This is a genomic window from Photobacterium sp. DNB23_23_1 (assembly GCF_052873815.1).
In genome coordinates this window covers 41,590-63,699 of sequence record NZ_JBNNXT010000017.1, presented here as the reverse complement: position 1 = coordinate 63,699, position 22,110 = coordinate 41,590, and the positions used below count along the sequence as shown (strand labels likewise).

Annotated in this window: 21 protein-coding genes and 1 riboswitch; of the genes, 11 read left to right on the top strand and 10 right to left on the bottom strand. The window is 43.0% G+C overall.

Going from position 1 to position 22,110, the window contains the following annotated elements:
• Positions 1-215: 215 nt before the first annotated feature.
• Complete coding sequence (locus ACVA53_RS12690) at positions 216-743, bottom strand: NADPH-dependent FMN reductase (RefSeq protein WP_255045307.1); 528 nt, start codon at positions 741-743, stop codon at positions 216-218.
• A 384-nt stretch (positions 744-1,127) separates the two neighbouring features.
• Here ACVA53_RS12690 and ACVA53_RS12685 point away from each other — a divergent pair, with 384 nt between their 5' ends.
• Positions 1,128-1,796 carry a DUF3047 domain-containing protein gene (locus ACVA53_RS12685; RefSeq protein WP_446505295.1) on the top strand — a complete coding sequence of 223 codons (669 nt, stop codon included), beginning with the start codon at positions 1,128-1,130 and terminating at the stop codon, positions 1,794-1,796.
• A gap of 94 nt (positions 1,797-1,890) precedes the next feature.
• Here ACVA53_RS12685 and ACVA53_RS12680 read toward each other — a convergent pair whose 3' ends face one another.
• Complete coding sequence (locus ACVA53_RS12680) at positions 1,891-3,780, bottom strand: TRAP transporter permease (protein ID WP_446505294.1); 1,890 nt, start codon at positions 3,778-3,780, stop codon at positions 1,891-1,893.
• A gap of 95 nt (positions 3,781-3,875) precedes the next feature.
• Complete coding sequence (locus ACVA53_RS12675) at positions 3,876-4,802, bottom strand: TAXI family TRAP transporter solute-binding subunit (protein ID WP_255045310.1); 927 nt, start codon at positions 4,800-4,802, stop codon at positions 3,876-3,878.
• 334 nt (positions 4,803-5,136) lie between these two features.
• Here ACVA53_RS12675 and ACVA53_RS12670 point away from each other — a divergent pair, with 334 nt between their 5' ends.
• From ACVA53_RS12670 to ACVA53_RS12655, 4 genes are all read left to right on the top strand, one after another.
• Positions 5,137-5,298, top strand: a complete 162-nt coding sequence (locus ACVA53_RS12670) for a hypothetical protein (RefSeq protein WP_255045311.1) — start codon at positions 5,137-5,139, stop codon at positions 5,296-5,298.
• Positions 5,299-6,068: 770 nt separating this feature from the next.
• Positions 6,069-8,141: a multicopper oxidase family protein gene (locus tag ACVA53_RS12665; RefSeq protein ID WP_255045313.1), complete on the top strand. Its 2,073-nt coding sequence runs from the start codon at positions 6,069-6,071 to the stop codon at positions 8,139-8,141.
• A 71-nt stretch (positions 8,142-8,212) separates the two neighbouring features.
• Positions 8,213-9,172, top strand: coding sequence for an SCO family protein (locus ACVA53_RS12660; protein WP_255045314.1), 960 nt, complete (start codon positions 8,213-8,215; stop codon positions 9,170-9,172).
• Positions 9,173-9,553: 381 nt separating this feature from the next.
• Complete coding sequence (locus ACVA53_RS12655) at positions 9,554-10,345, top strand: hypothetical protein (protein WP_255043198.1); 792 nt, start codon at positions 9,554-9,556, stop codon at positions 10,343-10,345.
• Positions 10,346-10,434: 89 nt separating this feature from the next.
• Here ACVA53_RS12655 and ACVA53_RS12650 read toward each other — a convergent pair whose 3' ends face one another.
• Complete coding sequence (locus tag ACVA53_RS12650; RefSeq protein WP_255043199.1) at positions 10,435-10,872, bottom strand: hypothetical protein; 438 nt, start codon at positions 10,870-10,872, stop codon at positions 10,435-10,437.
• Positions 10,873-11,071: 199 nt separating this feature from the next.
• Between ACVA53_RS12650 and ACVA53_RS12645 the strand changes: the two genes are divergently transcribed.
• The 6 genes from ACVA53_RS12645 (at position 11,072) to ACVA53_RS12620 (ending at position 15,870) form a co-directional block, all read left to right on the top strand.
• The gene (locus ACVA53_RS12645) at positions 11,072-11,614 is read left to right on the top strand and encodes an RNA polymerase sigma factor (RefSeq protein WP_255043200.1); all 543 of its coding nucleotides are present in this window, start codon (positions 11,072-11,074) and stop codon (positions 11,612-11,614) included.
• Positions 11,614-12,351, top strand: a complete 738-nt coding sequence (locus tag ACVA53_RS12640; protein ID WP_446505293.1) for a hypothetical protein — start codon at positions 11,614-11,616, stop codon at positions 12,349-12,351. The genes ACVA53_RS12645 and ACVA53_RS12640 overlap by 1 nt, the downstream gene beginning before the upstream one ends.
• A 160-nt stretch (positions 12,352-12,511) precedes the next feature.
• Positions 12,512-12,994, top strand: coding sequence for a hypothetical protein (locus tag ACVA53_RS12635; protein ID WP_255043202.1), 483 nt, complete (start codon positions 12,512-12,514; stop codon positions 12,992-12,994).
• Between the two features lie 63 nt (positions 12,995-13,057).
• Positions 13,058-13,549 (top strand): copper chaperone PCu(A)C, encoded by a 492-nt coding sequence (locus tag ACVA53_RS12630; RefSeq protein WP_255043203.1) that lies wholly within the window; start codon positions 13,058-13,060, stop codon positions 13,547-13,549.
• Between the two features lie 129 nt (positions 13,550-13,678).
• Positions 13,679-13,855, top strand: a riboswitch (yybP-ykoY riboswitch).
• A 5-nt stretch (positions 13,856-13,860) separates the two neighbouring features.
• The gene (locus ACVA53_RS12625; protein WP_255043204.1) at positions 13,861-14,850 is read left to right on the top strand and encodes a calcium/sodium antiporter; all 990 of its coding nucleotides are present in this window, start codon (positions 13,861-13,863) and stop codon (positions 14,848-14,850) included.
• Positions 14,851-15,120: 270 nt separating this feature from the next.
• Positions 15,121-15,870, top strand: a complete 750-nt coding sequence (locus ACVA53_RS12620) for an MBL fold metallo-hydrolase (RefSeq protein WP_446505292.1) — start codon at positions 15,121-15,123, stop codon at positions 15,868-15,870.
• Positions 15,871-16,050: 180 nt separating this feature from the next.
• Here the strand turns inward: ACVA53_RS12620 and ACVA53_RS12615 are convergent, their stop codons facing one another.
• The 6 genes from ACVA53_RS12615 to ACVA53_RS12590 form a co-directional block, all read right to left on the bottom strand.
• The gene (locus ACVA53_RS12615; protein ID WP_446505291.1) at positions 16,051-17,859 is read right to left on the bottom strand and encodes a leucine-rich repeat domain-containing protein; all 1,809 of its coding nucleotides are present in this window, start codon (positions 17,857-17,859) and stop codon (positions 16,051-16,053) included.
• Between the two features lie 391 nt (positions 17,860-18,250).
• Entirely contained in the window at positions 18,251-19,261 is a 1,011-nt protein-coding gene (locus ACVA53_RS12610; protein ID WP_255043208.1) for an acyltransferase, read from the bottom strand.
• Between the two features lie 102 nt (positions 19,262-19,363).
• On the bottom strand, positions 19,364-19,555 hold the full coding sequence (locus tag ACVA53_RS12605; protein ID WP_255043209.1) for a YwbE family protein: 192 nt from the start codon (positions 19,553-19,555) through the stop codon (positions 19,364-19,366).
• A 102-nt stretch (positions 19,556-19,657) separates the two neighbouring features.
• The gene (locus ACVA53_RS12600) at positions 19,658-20,950 is read right to left on the bottom strand and encodes a DEAD/DEAH box helicase (RefSeq protein ID WP_255043210.1); all 1,293 of its coding nucleotides are present in this window, start codon (positions 20,948-20,950) and stop codon (positions 19,658-19,660) included.
• Between the two features lie 79 nt (positions 20,951-21,029).
• Complete coding sequence (locus ACVA53_RS12595; RefSeq protein ID WP_255043211.1) at positions 21,030-21,617, bottom strand: AAA family ATPase; 588 nt, start codon at positions 21,615-21,617, stop codon at positions 21,030-21,032.
• A 125-nt stretch (positions 21,618-21,742) separates the two neighbouring features.
• On the bottom strand, positions 21,743-22,087 hold the full coding sequence (locus tag ACVA53_RS12590; protein ID WP_255043212.1) for a DUF1971 domain-containing protein: 345 nt from the start codon (positions 22,085-22,087) through the stop codon (positions 21,743-21,745).
• Positions 22,088-22,110 lie beyond the last annotated feature (23 nt).

Below are 22,110 nucleotides of genomic sequence, written 5' to 3'. Positions count from 1 at the left end.
ATTGTTTATATTTTATGTAGTTAAACGGATTGATAAACAGTAGATAAAATATATATATTGAAAATACCAATCACAATTTGCATTTTTGGTTGTGCAGCATGGGGAATAACTAGGAGTAATGCCCTTGAATATTTAAATTGTAAGGGCATTTAATAATGTTAAGTTATCCTACTATCTTTAAGTACAGCAAAACATCACCACTTGAAGAGATCAGATCAATGTTGAATTAACTGAACCGTAGTAACGATCTTATCGTTTAAGCTTGGATGAATAATACCGCCATTATCAGGGTCGAAATTATCATAAAAGCTCGGTACTGACAGGGTTGCCTTCACCTCAGCACCAAAGAATGGCATAGAAGCCTCCGCCGCCGCCAATACGTTTTTAGCGCCACTAGGACCAGGAGATGTCGACAGCAAAACAACCGGTTTATCTTGGTAGACCTTTGGCTCGATGCGCGAAACCCAATCAAACAAGTTTTTATAAGCAGCCGTGTAAGAGCCGTTATGCTCAGCGAATGAAATTAGCAATGCATCGGCAGATTGCACCTTCCTGAGAAAAGCATGAGCGAGTGACGGTTGACCTAGCTCTTTTTCCTTATCTTGGCTAAAGAGAGGCAACTCAAAATCATTAAGATCCAAGACTTCGACATTCACGCCTTCTAACTGCGAGGCGGCATAAGTGACGAGTTGTTTATTGATAGACGTTGAGCTGTTACTTGCAGCAAAGGCGACAACTTTCATTCTGGCTTCCTTTCATCATGAACTATTTTGCATGTCTGATAACATTAGCAACCCATATTAGTGAAGTAAACTAGATGCCTTATTTACCTTTCTCTTTATAAAACCACATAAAAAAGATGTCATCAAAGCATCTACTTTACAACGCACTATATAGTTACATGATCATAGGCTCACTAAACGTCCAGCGTGAGTCAAATCTCAAACGTGTAATCTCCATTAGAGGCGGCAAATACCACTATCAATTTGCCGCCGAATTAATCTAGCCGTTTTTAGTCGTCAATTAACAATATTAAACAACATCATAGGAATCACCCCATAACAGCACTGACCTTGACAAGGTCAGTGCTGACATGAAAGCCCCCTATCGTTGCTAATATTATCTGCATGCCAATACTTTTACGAATAACTCCGCTTCTCTTTAGCTTAAGTGCTTTTGCCACTGTTGAACTACCCATAGCGGAATTTGAACACGAAGCACTCAGTACTTGGAAAGTAAAACACTTTCAAGGGCGTACCCAATACGTTCAAGTTAGGCTTGAAGGCCAGCGCGTGCTCAAAGCGACCAGCAATAACAGCGCAACCCTCTTGTCCAAGCCCATACGCATCGATCTCGTGGAAACCCCTTACCTTAATTGGTCCTGGCGGGTAGAGAATCAGTTAAAGGGGCTCAATGAAACCACCAAGGACGGGGACGATTACGCAGCCCGGATCTATTTAGCTATCGGTACTAAATTGCTGTCTTCATCCAGCAAGGCGATAAATTATGTGTGGTCTAGCAACCAACCACGATTCTCACGTTGGAGTAATGCATTTGCCGGAGAAAAAGTTCAAATGATAGCGATTCGAGGAGAAGCTGATAGCGTATCTCAATGGCAAAGTGAAAAACGAAATGTCTACCAAGATTTCATCAATATGTTTGGGGATAAAGGAAGCGAGCTAGCTAACCGTGAGGCTTATCGCGATCTTAATGGTATTGCCATCATGACGGATACCGATAACAGCAACCAGGCGGTCACAGCCTATTATGGCGATATCTTCTTTTCTGCAAAGTAGGTTGGTATTAGATAATCAGTTTAAATAGTTGCATAAAATAAGGGGGAAGCCACCTCACCTCCCCCCTTTGTTTCATTTTGACTGTGTCTAGCCTCTATACTGACGTCGCACTACTTTCCCTGCGGCGAAATGCGTTAAGTGACAAAATCACAATCACTACAGCAACGGCTGCCAATTTAATCGCTAATCCACTGAAAATCAGTGCAAATGGCACCATCAGCAATGCCAAGCGCTCCACGACTGACAGCGGCTTTATCAACCGCCCTTCAATCGCGCCAGCAAAGGCGACAATAAGCGCGATGGTGGTCACTATCGCGAACATAAAGCCAAACAAGTTCTCGCCATCATAGATAAGCGGTGAAAATGCCATCATCAACGGGATCAGGAAGAAGCCCTGCGCCAACTTGAATGCTTGCACCGCTGATTGCATAGGAGAAGCACCGGCAATGCCTGCACCGGCAAACGCAGCCAAGGCAATGGGTGGGGTTACATTTGAGGTTTGCGACAACCAGAACACGATCATGTGCGCGGCCAGAATGCTTAATCCAAGCTCAGTCAACGCAGGCACCGCCATAATTGACAACACGATATAGGCAGCGGTTACTGGTAAGCCCATTCCCAAAATCACCGCAGCTACAGCAATTAACGCCATTACCGACCACAAATAGCCACCAGATAATGCCATCAGGAACTGGGTAAACTGCAGGCCAATACCGGTTTGGCCAACAACCCCAACCACAATACCGGCAGTGGCACAGGCAACAGAAATAGGCAATGCCAGTAGCGCCCCTTCTTTCATCCCTTCAAGGAAAAGACGAAGACTTATACGACTGTGTTTCCGGCACATCGCCGCAACCAAAATGGCACTACAACCCGCAATACCAACCAGCACTGGCGAGTAGCTCATTAACAATAAGCTGGTGATCAAAATTAATGGAACAATGAAATGCCATCCCTGCTTCATCACTATTTTCAGCTGCGTGACTTTATCCATACCTTTGAGGCCGAGCTTACAGGCCATCAAGTGAACATAGAGCAAAGTACAACCGAAATATAAAATGGCCGGGGCAATCGAAACCAGTAAGATTTCACTATAGGCAATACCGGTAAACTGGGCCATGACAAAGGCACCCGCCCCCATCACTGGTGGCATAATTTGCCCGCCAGTAGACGCTGCAGCTTCAATACCTGCCGCTTGCTCAGGCTTATAGCCCAGCTTTTTCATCATTGGAATTGTCAAAGCACCAGTGGTCACCGTATTGGCAATCGCCGATCCCGAGATAGACCCTAATGCCGCAGAAGCAACCACACTCGCTTTCGCCGGGCCGCCACGATATTTACCCGCAACAGCAAACGCCGCATCAATAAAAAACTGTCCGGCTCCGGTCACTTGTAAAAAAGCCCCGAACAGCACGAAAATAAATACCACCCCTGCTGCAATAGCCAGTGGCGCACCAAACACACCGTTAGTGGAATAAATATGGAAACGGATGATCTCATCCAGTGCAAAGCCTTTGCTTGCCACACTGGCCGGTAAGATGTCGCCAAACATGGCATAAGACAAGAAGAATCCGGCAATCACCACCATGACTATACCGACTGTTCGCCGTGTTGCTTCCAACAAGGTCACAATCAAAATAGAGCCCGCCAGAATATCATTAGTCCCTAGCCCATCAAGTAAGAACCCAATGTCATCATAGTCAAAACGGACGATATGCTGTGCAGCCCACAGGGTGGCCAATACCATGGATAAATCAACCAGCCTTGCAGGCAAGTAGAAACGGTTGTCCACTTTCACCAAAGGCTTCACGAGAAAGACCAGTGCGAGGATCCAGCATAGGTGGACAGGGCGAAATACAGGAGCGGAGAGGTTGGCGGTCAGTCCCTGCCAAATTTGAAACACTGATAAAGCAACGGCGGCAACCGCTGCCAATTGCATTAAACGCTCAGTTATCCTGTGATTTAACGCCGAAGAATGGGTCATTGCGAACTCCTTGTAAACTGCAATGTTATGTACCCCCGAGTGACTTCGGGGGTATTACTTCAACCATCGATGCCGATAGGTTTTACTTCGGTTATTTATTTTTTCTCATCCATGAACTGCTGAGAGCCGGGGTGCAGTGGAATACCTGCCAACTTGTTCATGTTTTCAACAGTAGTGAACTTGGTTACGCCGATAGACTGGCGGATCTGATCGATGTTATCGAAAGCCACCTTGGTCATCTCGTACGCTAAGTCTTTATCCAGGTCCCCTTTTACCACAAGTACATTCCAAACGGCTGGAGCCTGGAAGGCAGGAACATTACGGTAACTGTCAGCATCAACATCCAAACCGCTGTATGAAGCGTTGTCTTGGTTGATTTTCGCTATTTCTTCATCACTGAATGACAAAATACGGATATCACGCGTCAGCGCTAACTCTGTGATTGCACCTACACCTAGGCTACCCACAATTACGCCGGCATCAATCTGACCGTTAGCCAGCGCTTCAGTGGTCGCGGTATAATTCAGTGCTTGACCGCGCACGTCACCCTCTTCAATGCCCAAGGTTTTCAAAATGTTCAGCGCACTCACACGCGTACCTGAGCCCGGCGCACCCAGCGCAACACGTTTACCTTTTAAGTCCGCAACGGACTTGATGTCTGAATTTGCTGGAACCATGAACTGAACAACATTGGGATATAGTGCAAACAACACAGAGACATCCATCTTGCGCGGGAACGGCTCTGTTCCTCGATAGGCTTGTTGTACAACGTTACCCATTGCGATACCAGCAAGTTGCTGCTGGGTCGACACTTTAATAACATTTTCTACCGATGCCGCCGTCACTTCAGCGCGCATATTGAAACCTTCGATATTCTCACTCCAAACCTTGGCCAGCAAACCGCCTAAAGGGTAGTAAGTCCCACTTTGGCTACCAGTACCTATGGTGTAGTTAGCCGCAGCAACGGGTAAAGAAACCGCCAGTGCCAGAGAGATAATCCCTTTTTTGATCATTGAACGCATTGAGTACTCCTTCTCATTTAGAACGTCTGATTATTGGTGACCTGACACCGTAGTATCAGGCTCGACACATAAGCATCAGGTTTTATTGTCATACCGATGTTGCATCAAATAAAACTGCATTTAAATGTTAAAATTGTGAAAGTTGTGAAAATGAGATATCAGTGGTGTTAAAGGCATCAGTAGCCGTCACTGCTTAGAACGAAATTATAAATTGCGTTACCCCGCTTAGATTGTTATCACACATTAAAAGTAATTTGCACTCAACCGCAATTATCATCACTACAGAAATGGTTATGCTGAACGCACTCTTGAATATTCTTGTTTGGAGGTATCAATGGCTGAAGAGCGCGCCATCAATCTTTACTACTACCTTGTAAATAACAAAGCCCCGAAAAGAGAGTTAGATGTGGTTATCAACTTATTAAAGCAGCAATACAAAATTGACTTGAGTCACCTTGAACGAAAGACACCGCCCCCAAAATCGATTCGATATTAACAGTTATGGTGCAGGAGTTTCACGAACCATGAATCAAACTAGTCAAATACTGTCAACATAAAGTCAAATAAATACAGACAAATATTTAATACATAAAAATAATACCATTAAATTATAACTTTTATTTAGGTTTACTCATTAGATCAACAAATAACCTAGACAGAATAAACACAATTGCAATTATTTAAAAAACAAATTTATAATAATAAAACTCTTTAATTATTACAGGTGATTTTTTATTTCTTTTTTATATATAAAAAATAAATGTAGAAAAAACCATACATTACAATATATTAATGCTACCACCAAAGATGAATACGACCTAATTATCAACACCTTAGCAACGACAGAGAAAACCATACAATTTGTGCCATTTTTTAATTCTGCTACGCTTTCTTCATCGCCTATCAACTGTAGGCGAATCCACACGTAAATACGACAACTCTATTTGTATGGTATTCAAAATGAATAATACAAATTATACTAATAATTTAAGCGGTACACGAAAAAATCATCAAACAACGAAAACAGGAGCCCTAACTTGTATCATCTCATGTATTTTATATTCTGGTAACCTGCAGGCTAAATGCGATATCCCCACGGGGGCGTCTCTAAGTCCATTATTTGGTGCCGAACCCTTTACACAGGCTCTTTATCGACTGGAAGAGTTTGGGACGATTCCGCTTCCATATTCATCAAATCCAGGTAACCCCTTCCCCACCCCTAGTGATAAAAACTCATCACCTGCCGGTAATAAATTGGATAACTTTATGGGACAAACCCTGTATCCAATTCCGGATAAATCACATTCTGGTTCATACGCTAATACGTCGGATCACAACCCTTGGAAAGATAAAATAAACAGCGTTCTTGGCCTAGGCTTAGTCAATCCTCCTGCTGAAGGCCGACCGCCAGGCATAGACTGGGCACACCAACGTTGGAGCGAGTTCTATCCTGAGGAGTATACTGTTACAGCACAATCTGGCGTGCGGGTAAATCGAGGTTTTCGCGATCAATACCAAACTCATCAATATCAATCCGATGAGTTTAAAGATGGCGGCCTTTACCACTCCACTTTTAACTGGGATAAACAGCCAAACCTCAGCAATGATTTCAAGGCAACCACGAACGGGATTCCCGCTCAGTTTCACCCTAAAATGCCAGTTCAACAAGCCAATTCGCTATGGACTTTTGACGGTACATTTCCACCAAAGTTATTGAAAATGCGTTATGGCTACCCGGTATTGTTCCGGCACTACAATGCGTTACCCATATCACCCTCAGCCAACAGTGGCTTTGGCCTGCACACTATTACCACCCACCAGCACAATGGCCATAACCCAGCAGAGAGTGATGGGTATACTCAAGCTTTCTATTTTCCAGGCCAATACTATGACTATCGTTGGCCAATGATTTTGGCGGGACATGATCACGTCAATAAAAAAGGAAAAGATAACCGAGCTGGTGGCCCAGATGGCAATGGAGGAATAAGGAAAGTACCGGGTGACTTTAGAGAAACAATGAGCTCACTCTGGTTCCATGATCACATGCTCGATTTCACTGCACAAAATGTCTATAAAGGCAACGCTGCCAGTCTGAACCTCTATAGCTCATTAGACCGAGGTAATGAATATATCAACGACGGCGTTAATCTTCGTTTTCCCAGTGGCTCTCACCTCGACTGGGGGAACCGCGATTATGACGTTAATTTAATACTGGCCGATAAGGCTTGGGACAAACAGGGGCAATTGTTTTTCAATATATTTAACCTAGACGGCTTTCTTGGCGATCGGATGTTGGTGAACTGGCAGTACATGCCTTATATGGATGTCAGAGCTCGACAGTATCGTTTCCGACTCCTCAATGCTTCCGTCTCCCGTTGGATGAAAATTGCGGTTATGACCGAGGATAAAGACCCTGTGCCAGTCTATATGATTGCTAATGACGGTAACATCATGGAGCACAGCGTTTTCTTTGAAAAAGGCGAACTTCCGACCCAAGCAATTGGTGAACGCTATGACATCATTATAGATTTCAGCCAATTTGAGCCTGGCACTAAAATCTACTTGGTCAACCTAATGGAGCATGAAGATGGTCGGGAACCTGAAAGTACTTTTAGCCGTTCCAAAGCATTTAGTGACCCTTTTAAGAAAGGAAACACCTGTGATCCTGCTGTAGGGAAGTTCATGGAGTTTCGGGTTAAGAGTTACGAAGGTATCGACCACAGCATGAACCCCGCTGATTTCGTCAAAGGTAAACAGAAGATGATCAAGCGTCCAAAATTCACTAAAACGGAATTAGCCAACGCCCGACATCGCTCCTTTGAGTTTGGTCGAAGCAGCGGTACAGACTCCGCACCGTGGACCATCAAAACAGATGGTGGCTCTGGGTTTGCAGCCGATCCTAAAAGGCTGTCGGCAGCACCTAACATCGGGGATGTTGAGATCTGGCACATTAGCGGTGGCGGGGGCTGGAGTCATCCAATCCATATTCACTTCGAAGAAGGACAGATCCTCAGTCGTGACGGTAGCAAACCTCCAGAGTGGGAAAAATGGGCAAGAAAAGACATCTATCGAATAGGTGATGTCAAAGACAGCAGCCGTGAAGTCACTGTGGCCATCCGATTCAGGGAGTTTATGGGCAGCTATATGGAGCATTGTCACAACACTCAACATGAAGATCATGCCCAGTTACTGCGTTGGGATATTGAAAAGCCAGGGCAAACCATGCCTATCAGAACCCCAATGCCAACATGGGAAGGTGTTGGCTATGTCGATTCCTTTACATTGTCTACCTACAAGAAAGGGGATGTGGACGCCAAAAAGGATTTCAACGACGATTAACCGCTTCAATAAACTCCCGATAAACGCCTAATTAGATGGCAACAATATGTTGCCATCTAGGAGATTTCTTAATGAAAAAAAATCAATCTCTACCTTTATTGGCTATGTTATTAACGTCACTAGCGACCGTTAGTTTTTCGGCAATGGCGGCTAAATGGCGAGAGAATTACTTTCCGAATACTGAGCTGATTACCCATAACAATACCAAGGTAAAATTCTATGATGATTTACTGAAAGACAAAGTCGTGCTCATCAATTTTATCTTTACTCGCTGTCAGAACGTCTGCCCGATGGAGACTGCTCGATTAGTGGCGCTGCAAAAAAAATTGGGTGATCGCGTTGGAAAAGATGTCTTTTTCTATTCCATATCAATCGACCCTGAGCATGACACTCCAGAAAGGCTCAATGACTATGCTCAGCAATATCAAATTGGCCCAGGTTGGTTTTTTCTCACCGGCAACCAGGAAGAGATCAATGAACTTCGAACTAAGCTCGGATTAACCATTGATGACTTAGAAGTGTCTGATGACGGCGAGTTGGATCACAATCTCAGCTTGATCATCGGTAACGAAGCAACGGGAAGATGGATGAAGCGCTCCCCTTACGAGGATACAGCCGTTCTTGCTGCCATGGTCGGTGATTGGCTTCACAACTGGCAGACATCATCAACAACACAACATACATCATATGACAAAGCCCCAAAGCTCAATGAAGAATCACAGGGACTTTATCTCTACCGTACAAGGTGCGTGACCTGCCATTCTTACTCGCTAGAAGAAAATAAATTAGGTCCTAACCTTAGTGGAGTTACCACACGACGAGAAGAATCATGGCTTCGACGCTGGTTAAAAGAACCCGATAAAATGCTGGAAGAAAAAGATCCAACCGCTATCGCATTGTTTGAAGAGTACAACCAAGTTCCGATGCCAAACTTACAACTAACGCAACATGACATTGATGAGCTGATACTCTTCATGAAAGAACAAGACAGCCAATTAACTGCACAAAACGCAACCAAAACAACACCTTAAAAGACCATCACTTCCCGCGACAATGCAACTAACTGTGCCACTGGCTATATGCGGTGGCTTTCACCTCGCCTCCACACAATAACATTCCCTTACATTCACTGTTATTACTTTGCATAAATTTGCTATCTACACAACCATTTACAATCAAAAACACGCACGTATTTAAAAACAGCGTTTTTAAAATCAACCACATAGGGCTTAAGTAACATATCACTTAAGCCATGGCTTGAAAATTTCAGTTAATTTACATTTTGAAATTTAAAAAACACCGTTCAATTTATACAGGAATGATTCAGTTTGATGTTGCTAAATTAGCGCCATAACAAAACGCCATCACAGAAGTGATGCAGCCTTTAAGCATCTTAATCAGCAGGAATCATCATGAATACATTCGCCAAATCTTCTATTGTTTCAATCATCGGCCTGACTCTTCTTACAGGTTGCGTAAACCCAGACAATCAAGATGATCCAAATGCATTGACTAAACAAGGTGCTGCCGGTGGTGCCCTGCTAGGCTTAACGCTCGGTGCATTAACAGGCGAAGCGGATCTTGCTGTTAAAGGCGCGATCGCGGGTGGCGTTACTGGCGGTGTAGCAGGTGCTTCTGCTGATATCCAAAACAACCGCGATAATCAGCGCCATGACAGCCGCAACGACGCCCTAGCGCAAATGGGTAATGGCGGACAAGCGACCACAACCAATACCCAACCACAAAACTGGGACAAGCTTGATAACTTCACCGGAGACTGGAATGTCAACATTTGGAGTGGAGCAACCGAGCAACCAGTAAATGCAACTGCAAATGCCTCTGGCTCCTTGGTGAAGACAACCGAAGCAAGCATCAACATCAATAATGTAACCGTTGGCGATCAAGCACAGGCACTCTCTTTTAATGCAAACTTTGCCTATACCCCCGAAGCTGGCTATAGCCTTACAGTGACAGACAACGCAAACAACGTACCGGTTACTTTTGCTGGTGAATTCCAACAGAATATGAACCGCTACAACTTCTACCCAACTAACGCACAAGCCAGCATTTACGAAAACTTCGACTCATCAACGGTTCGCTTAGAGCTCGGGTTTGCGGGTCAGAATGTTTGGATGGTAGACACCTATGCGCTCGTTGATGGTGAAGAGCAAAAAATTCAGACTTACCGTTTCACCAAAAGCTAATTATCACTTCATGAGCTGATAAATTTCCTGTAGCGCTGTGCCCTCCCAGATACCCAAAACATGGGTATCGAAGTAGACACAGCGTTTTTTTAAAGAGTACAGCTCAAATATCCATCCTCATAACTCCCTATAGTCACGTGAGTACCGTAACCAACTGACGGGAAGTTTTTAGGGAAAGGAACACTGTCGTCATATTGGCTGTCAACATGAGAGTCAAACTCCAGATCACCTTCCAAGTCATAACCTTCATAACGAAGCGTCATAGAGCCAACCCTCTCATAATCAACATATACATTGAGCACTTGACCGTAATAAAATTTACCGCCTGGCGCGGCCTCAAAAGAAACATCAAATTTTTTCCGATCATCCCGTGCCTCAAACCTTGCATCCATACTGGTATCGTAAGCACCGCGTTTTTCGCATTCAATTCTCTTTCTGTCTTCATCTTTCGCAATACTACTGCCAGAGAATGCAATCAAACTTACTATGCCCACTACTGTTAATGCATCTTGAATACCATTTTTCATGTTTTCACCTAATCAAGTTGATTCAATCAGACATGCCACTGCCTTTCCAAGCGGTACTTCAACATCCTTATTTCACGGGTAAGAGACAGATGTCTAATTATTGTTCCATGTCGATAGTGAGAAAATTTGAATACCAAATCCGCTCTATGCTTACAGCAAACCTATGGAACAATAATCACGCTTAGAGCCTCTTATAAACATGAGTAGACACTCTCAATCACAGCATGACTATAACCAGCTTGTGGATCTGTATTATGCAAAGCTATACCGCTTTGCTTTCAGCCTGACGAATTCACAAGCCGATGCCAGTGATCTTACCCAGCAGACATTTTGTATTTGGTTAGAGAAAGGACACCAGTTACGCGATCCTGAGAAGGTAAAAACGTGGCTGTTTACAACACTGTACAGGGAGTTCCTGCATGTAAAGCGGAAGTTAAGTGTGATGACAAGTGATGAAGGTATTGCCGAAGACGTAGCAGAAGAGCTGGAATGCCATGATAATCAGTGCATTGACCCAAATAAGGCTCTCGCTGCTATTGCGAGTTTGACTGAGTTTTACCGCACTCCTTTAATCTTGTTGTATATGCGGGAGCACTCATACCAAGAGATTGCAGATATTATTGGCGTTCCAATAGGCACAGTTAAATCTAGAGTATCAAGAGGTAAAGCAATGTTATACAAGATCATTGAATCAGATTTAACCGACTTCGACGATAGCTTGGAGCAAGTAGGAGCAGAGTAATGGACAGCAATACAATCAAGTCGATATTACGACTTTATCGTCCTGATATTGATGAAGAAACCAAGCCTATCACGGAAGCTCTAATCCAAGTAGAGAGCAACCCTGAACTTAAAGTATGGTACAGAAAACACTTAGAAAACGAAGATGCTATCAGTGCTCAGTTTGATGACATTGCTATTCCCATTCATCTAAAAGAGCAACTTAAGAAGCAATACGAACCCAAAAGCACGACGTCAAAACACAGCTCTTGGTTGGCACCGCTGGCGCTAGCAGCTTCAATGTTGCTGGTAGTGTTATCATGGTTTAACTTCTCGACAATAGACAAACCCAGCTTTGCACACTTCCAGCAAGACATGATCACCTTTGCTACCCAACCTTATGAAATGGATATAGTGGTGGAAGACCTTGATTTAATTAACAAGGGGTTTGCTAAAGCAGGATGGCCAACTAACTATATCACTCCCGAACCACTTAATAATTTGCATGCCTTGGGCGGGGTCACACAGCAATGGGAAAATGAAAAAGTGTCTATTGTTTGCTTAGAGGACGAGGCCGGTAAATATATTTGGTTATTTATCACTAAATTCAGTGCTTTTGGTGAAAATCAAGCAGTGGTTTTGAACGCAATGCTGGTTAGTGAAAAACCACTCCTCACCCATGCAGCATGGCAAGATCAGAATTTTATCTATTATATGTTAGCTGAAGGTGATATTGAGTTTATCAAAAGCTATTTATAATGGGCGTATACTCAAATCTATCACTTTAGTAGGCCCACCAATTCTCTTATTCGCAGCCGTGCCATCGCCAGATAACATTCTGTCATGGTACTTTGATCTCAATAAGTCTACATACACACAACAAAAACAATTACATGCTTGATATTGCCTGCTAGTATTCATGCATCAAAACAATAACAAATACCGTTTCATGCCGACCAATATTCCATTGTCCGATTACTCTTTGACCAGCCCAAACAACACAAGTCGAAAATGGACCAGTTTATTGGTGGTTGCTGCCCTTATCGCATCATCTCTACTCTCTTCCGTTGTTGTTCTCAATCCACATTACTTTGAGAAGCAAAGCGGTTGGCTTACCGGTGAAAAAATCCTGATTTGTACATCAGCGGGATTACGCTGGGTCTCGGTCTCTGCCCTTGAACGAAAAAACAAACACCAGCACAGCGATGATCACCAAAACTACAATTCACACTGCCCTACCTTCAAACTTCACGATAGTAGGAGCTTATCTTTCAATGGTAGCTACACGCTTGTTCACGACATTCAATTTGTAGTGCACCTTGCTGATTATCAATCACAACAAAAACAGATTACTGACCGGCTATACCTGATCGCGCCCAAACATTCTCCACCATTATCTTGAGTCAGCACTTAAGACAAAATAAATTAAAAAATTTAACTGGCATGACACCAATTGGAGAACATAATGAAAACTATAAAAAGCATTCTACTAGGAAGCCTATTCGCACTTACCAGCTCAGCCTATGCCCATGAATACAAAGCAGGCGATTTATATATTGACCACCCTTGGTCAAAACAAGTACCGCCAACTTCACAGGTTGCCGCGGCTTTTTTCAATATTATGAACCACAGCAACAACGGCGACGAACTGATCAGTGCTTCGTCCCCTATCGCAGGGAAAACCGAACTGCATGCACATATGCATGAAGACGGCATGATGAAAATGCGTGAAGTAGAAAAAATAGATATCCCTGCCAATGATTCACAAGCTCTTAAACCGGGCGGCTATCACATTATGTTTTTTAACCTAAAAGAAGTACCACAATTGGGTGAAAGCTTCCCATTAACCCTGAACTTCAAACATGCTGGAACCGTTAAGGTTGAAGTCAAAGTAGAAGAAGCAACCTATATGCCAGAGGACATGAAAGAAGAAATGATGGATCACAGCAAACACTAAATGAGCATCAATTGGTGCAAGCTAACCCATGGCTTGCACCCTTCCCTATCAGTTACTAACACTTACATTTCTTTTAACGACAACCTATAGTCAGACTGAAATCGTTACGTATAATACGCCTCAGTTTGAGGGAGTAGCTATTTTGCACTTTATGCAAAAGGTTACGTCAACATATTTGGCAACATGCCATGGCGTAACCAGTTACCAATATTTCAGGTAGCCCAGCGAGACTCGGACAATCACACACCAAATGCGAGGGCTAGGTGTGGGGTTGTTCGTGTTTTTTATAGCCCTCGCCTCTAGTAAGACTAATGAACGCTTTTCTTCTAGCACTTTCTGCATTAACTCTTGGCTTTGTGTTCCTATCCTTTAGTGCAGATAGGCTTATCGCATCATCCGCCACCTTTGCCAAGCACTGTAATATATCCATTGCCTTTATCGGTATGACTGTAGTTGCCTTTGGTACTTCCGCACCAGAACTATTAGTCTCAGCGACTGCAGCTATCAATGGTGCAGGCGAGCTATCAGTAGGGAATGGACTAGGTTCGAACATCATCAATATTGGCCTAGTAATATCGGTTTGTATTCTGTTTAAACCCTTATTTGTCCATTCTCGTTTCATCCGGCGTGAGTACCCTATACTGGCCATTACAATGATGCTGTCGTGCTTATTAATGTTGAATGGAAAACTCGCCATAGTTGAAGGTGCGATCCTCCTTTCTGGCCTTCTGGTGTATTGCCTGTATCTCGCCTATTCAGTAAAGCATGAGCATTCAGAACCTGAAGAGTTAGATTTCCTCAACATTTCAAAAGCCCGAGCGGCTCTTGAATCTATCATCATGCTTGTTATTTTACTTACATCATCAAAGCTGATGGTGTGGGGAGCCGTTGAATTGGCTGTCATTGCCGGAATTAGCGAACTGACAATTGGCTTAACTGTCATTGCATTTGGCACTAGCTTACCTGAACTCGCCGCCGCTCTTGCAGCTGTGAAGCGGGGAATGCATGACATCGCTTTTGCAACCGTCATCGGCTCAAATATTTTTAATCTCTTAGGTGTCATTGCTTTCCCTGCCCTTATTGATGATGGTTTGACACTGCCTCCGCAAATTTTAAGCCGAGACTTACCGGTGATGGCACTGCTTACAGCCGTGCTGGGTGGGATGTTAATGTTTGCAGTAGCAAAACAACGCTTCACTAGTAATACGACGGCTAGTTATCAAGTCAGCCGAGTGGGTGGTGGATTACTATTGATCATCTTCATTACTTATATGTGGTATATCGCCAGTTCAATCGTGTAACTATTTACCGGCATAACCGCGCTAGTGGCAAGGCATTGATATATAAAATGAACATCCGGTTATGCCACTACTTTCTACTTGGCTCTTTTGCTATGACATAAATTATTTATTCATATTCGCTCACCATTTACACTGTAAAGGTGGCCAATGCGCTTGATCTACCTCGTGCTAATGTAAGCCATTTCCTGCTTGATTGGTCTGATGAGTTATTAAATAATGATTTAACAACACAAAGATAATATCGCTTTTCATCCATATAGGGATATCAAGATGAAACTGCACCAAGTTGATGGCTACATCCAGTCGATATATCTGGTCGAATACCGCTATGGCCTACTCTTGCTCGATGGTTGCTGCCGCGCTGACATCCCTATCCTGCTCAAATTCATTTCCGACAACTTGAACCGCCCAATTAAAGACCTCAAATTGGTCGTTGTCACCCACATGCACCCCGATCATGCAGGCGCAGCCCATCGGCTGCGCAAAATGACAGGATGCAAAATCGCTGCGGCTAATGTGCAAGGACAATGGTATCAAGGGATTGATGGTGTACTGATGCACTGGACTGATTTATTACTAGCCAATTGGGTGGCTAGAAGAATGAAAAAGCCACGCCAGAATTTATGGTATAACGCAAAATTGAAACCCGATTTCCTGTTGGATGATCAAGAACCTTTGCCCGGTTTCCCCGAGTGGCAGGCCTTATTGACACAGGGCCATACCGACCGTGACTTATCGCTCTATCATCCGAACTCCGGCCAAGTTTATATTGCAGATTTAATGGTAAAAGTAAAAGGGCGCTACATCCCCCCCTTTCCTATTTTCTATCCAAAACGCTATCGGCAATCAATTAATAAGATCATCGCTTTATCACCCAACCGACTATTGCTCGCCCATGGTGGTGAAATAATCCCAACAACAGAAGACTTCCAGCACCTGCTTGAGAAAGCACCCACTACACCAATCACACATTGGCGATCAGTAAAAACCAAGTTCAAACGTGCATTTTTTGCAACATGAGTTACCAGCCACATTAAAGTGCTCCCGAAACAATCACCAGATCGCTCGGGATAAGTTAAGGCAGGAATTGAGGTCCTCTTGCCAAGCAATAACCAACGTTAATCCGTTTGTTTTTATAAAACAAAGCCGAGTCATTGCAATGACTCGGCTTAATATTGGCACCTCTATACAGATCAACGACTACTGGTCGGTCAGGGTCGTCATCGTCACATTTTTATCAAACGCTATTTCGTCGATAGAGGCGGCTGCGTTAGGAATGGCGATACTGGTGAACGTATTTTTATAAAATGCCCGCTTGTCGATAAGAGTCACTGAGTCGGGAATCGTCACACTCCTTAATCCATTACTTGCAAACGCTTCGGGACCGATAGAAGTGACAGAGTCAGGGAACGTCACACTGGTTAATGCATTTCTAGCAAACGCCGCCTCATCAATAGAAATGACGGAGTTGGGAAACGTCACATTAGTTAACGAATTTTTGTAAAATGCACTCTTACCAATGCGGGTGACTGAATCAGGAATCGTCACACTTGATAATGCGTTTCTTGCAAATGTCCAATTGCCAAGCGAAGTAACTGAATCTGAGATTGTCACACTGGTTAGTGCGTTATCATAAAAAGCACTGCTTCCTATCGAGGTAACAGAATTGGGGATGGTTACATTGGTTAATGCATTTCTAGCAAACGCGTCGTCGCCGATCAGCGTTATCGAGTCAAGAAGGGTTACCTTTGTTAGGATATTGCTAGCAAATGCCCCGTTGCCAATCGTGGTCACTGACTGAGGAATGGCTATACTGGTTAACGTATTGTCAAAAAAAGCCTTTTCACCAATAGAACTGACAGATTCAGACAGTATTAGATTCGTTAGCGCGTTTTTAGCAAACGCCTCATCGCCGATAGAGATGATCGAGTTAGGTAGTGTCACACTTGTTAGTGCGTTGTCGTAGAATGCCTGGTCGCCTATATGGGCCACTGAGTCAGGGATGGTCACATGCGTTAGTGTATTTCCATAAAACGCCTTATCGCTAATGGAGGTAACAGATTTAGGGATGACTACACTGGTTAAAGCATTACCATAAAACGATTGCTGTCCTATAGCGGTGACTGAATCAGGGATATCCACACTGGTTAATGCGTTATCAGCAAACGCCTTGTCACCAATTGTAGTGATAGCATCAAGGATTGTGACACTCGTTAAAGCATTCTCATAAAATGCTCCTTTACCAATAGATGTCACTGATTGTGGGATTATCAACGACGTTAATTCGTTACCATAAAACGCGAAGTCACCAATAGTGGAGAGAGAGTCCGAGAGTGTCAGGTTCGTTATTCCATTACTAGAAAATGCAGATTTTCCAATAGTGGTCACAGAATTTGGAATGATTAGCTCTGTAATTGTATTTCTATTAAATGCACTCATCCCGATAGAAATAACAGAATCGGGGATTGTCACACTCGTCAATGCGTTACTAGCAAACGCTTCCATGTCGATATACTTAACAGAATTAGGGATAGTTACACTGGTTAATGCGTTACTAACAAAAAGACCACTACTAATGGTGGTTAATTTATTTGAGATCTTCACCTCTGTTAAGGCGTTTCTTAAAAATGCGCCTGAACCTATAGAGGTGATGGAATCCGGAAGAATGAGGTTAGTTAGTTCATTTCCTGCAAAAGCCCACTGATCGATGTAAGTGACGGAGTCAGGAATCGTCACACTTCTTAAGGCTTTATCAGCGAATCCACTTGCACCAATAGACACGACAGGAACGCCGTCAAAGTTGTCTGGAATAATGATATGTTTATAACGAGAATTATATGCCTGAATTGTTCCTGTTTCTTCATCGAAATCAACATCATTTAACGTGAGTACTGTTTCTTGTATTTTTTGTTCGCTTAATTCCAATGTGTTATTTTGTTCTTGCTTGCAGCCTGTGCTTATTAAAAGCAACATTGCACACACAATAAATCCGGTAATATTTATTTTCATTATTCTCTTACTCGCAGAAATAGACTTTCATACTTTTTTTAAAATTTATCTCAGTTTTTAATTTAGGTGTCTTATTTTTCTGTAGAGTAAACCCTTCGAAAGCAGTTCCAACCAGGTTGCATGCGACATTACGCCACTCCACATTTATTAACTTACCACTAACTTAATTAACCAAAGTTTCGCATGATAACCTGAGAGCAAATAACTTAGATGCTGTTTTTGTGGATGTCGATGCTTTTTATCAGGAACTTTGACTTCCTTGCCAATATATTACTCCGTTATCCACCAATACGCAGCAGTTATCAGCATGTCGAAATGAGTTAGTAAGCTTCGCTTATTTGGAAACTCTGAATTAGCACTAACATAATCACCATTAGGTCATGGCTCAGTACTATATACATCGATTTAAATACCTCACTCTACTCATACAAGAAGCCGTCATATATGACAAGATGAAAACTAAAGATGACGCTAGTGGTATATATAGATATACATCTACTTTCGTTAGCAACCACTCTTCACCAAACGTAGATATCGCCTTGATAAAAAGCGGATGAATAAGATAAATGCCTAAGCTAAGTTCGGCGAAACGATTTAGCTTCAAGTCATTGTTTGAATACTCTTTAATTATGAAAAACAATGCCACCGATGCCACAACAACATTAACACTTAAATATGAATAAAAGTAAATATACGTTATATAATAACTACCAACAACGGTAGTAAATAGAGCAACTGCAAACATGATGATGCATCGTATTATTTTTGGTTTAATGGCATATTTAGCAATGTATCCACCTAGGCAATAATAACCTAAATAACTTAAGAAATCATTTGTAAACAGGCTAACTTTAGCGCTCAAATCAAAATATAAAAGAACAACATTTGAAAGAGCCGATAGCATAGCTAATGCAAAGCTGATACTAATGAAAACGAGCAGTTCATTTTTTTCGACCGCGCTTATTATTACCCTTAAGATAGGCGTCACTAAGTACAAGAAAGGCACCATAAAAAGATACCAAAGGTGATAATAAGGCTCACCAAGAGCCCACCCTTTAGCAACCGTAAAATAAGCTGTAGAGATATCACCTTTAAAGAAGTACTTTAAAATAACCCACAAAGAATAAAACAAGGACCAGAATACGAAGGGGATAAAAATCTTTCTTACTCTTTTTCTAAAAAAGACAGCATTTGATTCTGTTTTGTTAAGTAAGAAATAACCGCTAATCATGATAAATAGCGGTATACACCACATAGTTAACGATGCATATATGTTACCCGCCCACCAGCTACGATTACCATATATAGGGTTAATTATGTCAATATCACTAACAAAATCAGAAGCTACATGCAATAAAACCACAGCAAAAACTGAAAACACTCGTAAGTTATTAGCCCACAAAAAGAGACCCCCTCCAATTTTTTAAAGTCTAACTTAAAGAGTGTATTAATTCGCTTCGACAGCTCATAGACACCACTTGAAAAGTCATCGCTACCTTAGTAACTAGCAGATCACTTTCACACGGCCTACATCACCACTTTCTAATCGCACTTTAATACCGTGAGGATGATTTGGCGACTTAGTCAATAGGTCTTTTACAATACCGGAAGTTAATGTTCCGCTGCGCTGATCTTTTTTGAGGACAATTTTCACGGCTAATCCAGGGCGAATATTGGCACGAAGAGTTCCACTCATTTTCTCTACCTTCTTATTGGGCGTAATCACTGGTTGCGATTGGCACCGTGTCAGCAAGAATCAACTGACACGATGTTTATTGGTATATCGTTGCTTGTTTGGTTATGAATTTTTTAACCAAACATCAGCATTGCCAAGACCTTTCTTTTTACGTTTTTTCTTACCCGTACCTTCCGGTTTTGCCATCGGCTTATTGGCTTCTAGCATCTCTTGGGTAATGGTTTCATCGAGTTCAAATCCTTCTACCTGTTCACGATCAAGGCGGATCTTGTTCTTCTTTTCGATAACTTTGAAGTGATGAAAATCTTCATAATCAATCAATGATAAAGCTAAGCCAACTTCACCAGCGCGACCACTACGACCAATCCGGTGCATATAGTCGGATGGGCTTCTAGGTAGATCAAAGTTAATCACTACCGGCAACTTTTCGATATCTAAACCACGGGCGGCGATATCTGTTGCAATTAAGACATCAATTTCACCTGACTTAAACGCTTCCAGTATACGCGTGCGGTAGCCCTGCCCTTTGTCACCATGAAAGACTTCAGCTTCAATCCCACGCTTATACAGTTTATCGGCTAGGTGCTCACAACTGTTCTTGGCATTGACGAATACGAGTGCCTGTCGCCATTGATGCTGTTTGATCAAATGCGCTAATACTGCTGTTTTTTCGCCTTTATTGACGTTAAAAACACGCTGTACAACAGTGCTGGCATCATCACTTTGTAGCTGTATTTCAATCGGGTCAGTAAGCAGCTCTTGAGTTAACGTCTGTACTTGCTCTGGGAACGTAGCGGAAAACAGCAGTGTCTGCTTTTGTTTTGGCAATTTTCCCAGCAATTCAGATAGCTCATCTGTAAAGCCAAGGCTTAGCATTCGGTCGGCTTCATCAAGCACTAAGGTCTTTACCTTATCGAGCTTAATCGCATTACTTGACATTAAATCGAGCAAGCGGCCCGGCGTAGCAACCAAAATATCGGTACCGCCACGTAGCGCAAGCATTTGAGTATTTGCCGATACACCGCCAAAAACAGCCACGGTTTTAACTGCCCCGTTAAAATGCACAGCGTATGACTTAACACTGTCAGCCACCTGCTTAGCCAGTTCACGCGTCGGCACCAAAATCAGCCCAGTAACATAGTTACCTTGGCTGCTCTTTGGGTTCTCTCTGTTTTTTTGCGTAAAGAGATCCTGCAACATTGGCAGTGCAAACGCCGCCGTTTTACCCGACCCCGTATTGGCACCTGCAATCAAGTCACGGCCTGCTAACACACTTGGAATAACTTGCGTTTGAATCGGTGTAGGCTGTTGGTACTCCAGCTCTGTTAATCGAGCTAACAAAGGTTGGATGAGGGCAAGTTCAGCAAAGCTGGCTGGCGTTTTGGCAGTAGTCATTGGGTAATAAAAGCTCTAGCAAAAATATTGGCGTGCATCTTAGCCTATTTGAGCCCTGCGAAGTAGCACAACGATAAGTTTAGCCACGCTGATACCTGTTTATCACATTCTCTATGGTCATTATTCCAAACATGATTTTCCTGACAAATGACTCCGAGCTGCCAACGAAATAGAAATTTGGATGCCGAGACCATATCTTTTGTAAGGCAATATCAAGCTGAGCAGCTTTTTCAGAAGACTCACTTCTCACCGGATTATTGCTGCTGATATCGTGCCCCGTGGCACCCGCAGATTCAAAAAAGATAACCGCATCATAGCGGGCGATTTCCTCTTCGAAGGTCGAGTTAACCTCCTTGAAAAAATCACTTTCCGTTCCCGGCCAATAAGCTAAGCCATCAAGTGATCCCCGATCGCACACTAGTAACCTATCTGGAAAGTGTGCTTTATTGATATCTTCCAAGTTTTTCTGCAATTGGAAAATTGTTTTCTGGATCATTTTAAGTACTAGTTCATCTTCTGATCGTGTTATCCCGCCAGAAAAAAGCACCGTGGCAGCTTCAGGAACAACAGCAATTTGTTTGCCGAGCTCCCGACGGAAAAGATCCAAGGCCGTCGTTTTCCCACCTCCCGGACCACCAGTGATCACCACTTTCAACTGTTGTTTCATTATAGGCTCTAACTCGTTGGCTTTATCTAAATAGCTTAGTCAATAGGTCCAAATCATGTTCTAACCTTGTGGTGACCAATTACAGAAATGGAGCCCGGCAGTGACCGGGCTGTATTATCTAATGATCATTCTAAGTCTTTACTATGGAAAAGGGCCTGCCCTTTTTTATTCACATCTGACCAGAAATTGATATTGAACTGAGCATCATCACTCATTTCGATACGGTGCCAGTATTGCGGTGGGCTTGTTGCGAATTGCCCAGCATTGATGACAACCTTGACCTCTGGCTCAGTCGCTTCACTGTTGGCAAAGCCATAATAAGTGACCCTCCCTTCCATTACACACAGCTGACCAAATACACCTGCGGCCGTATTATGGTGACTGAGCAGTGCTGCCGGCACGGTTTCCTTGGTAAAGAAAGGCGTTGAACGCTGTACTGTCCAATGTGCAGGAATACGTTGATGGCTCATGGTAACCTCCAATTCAATTCTGA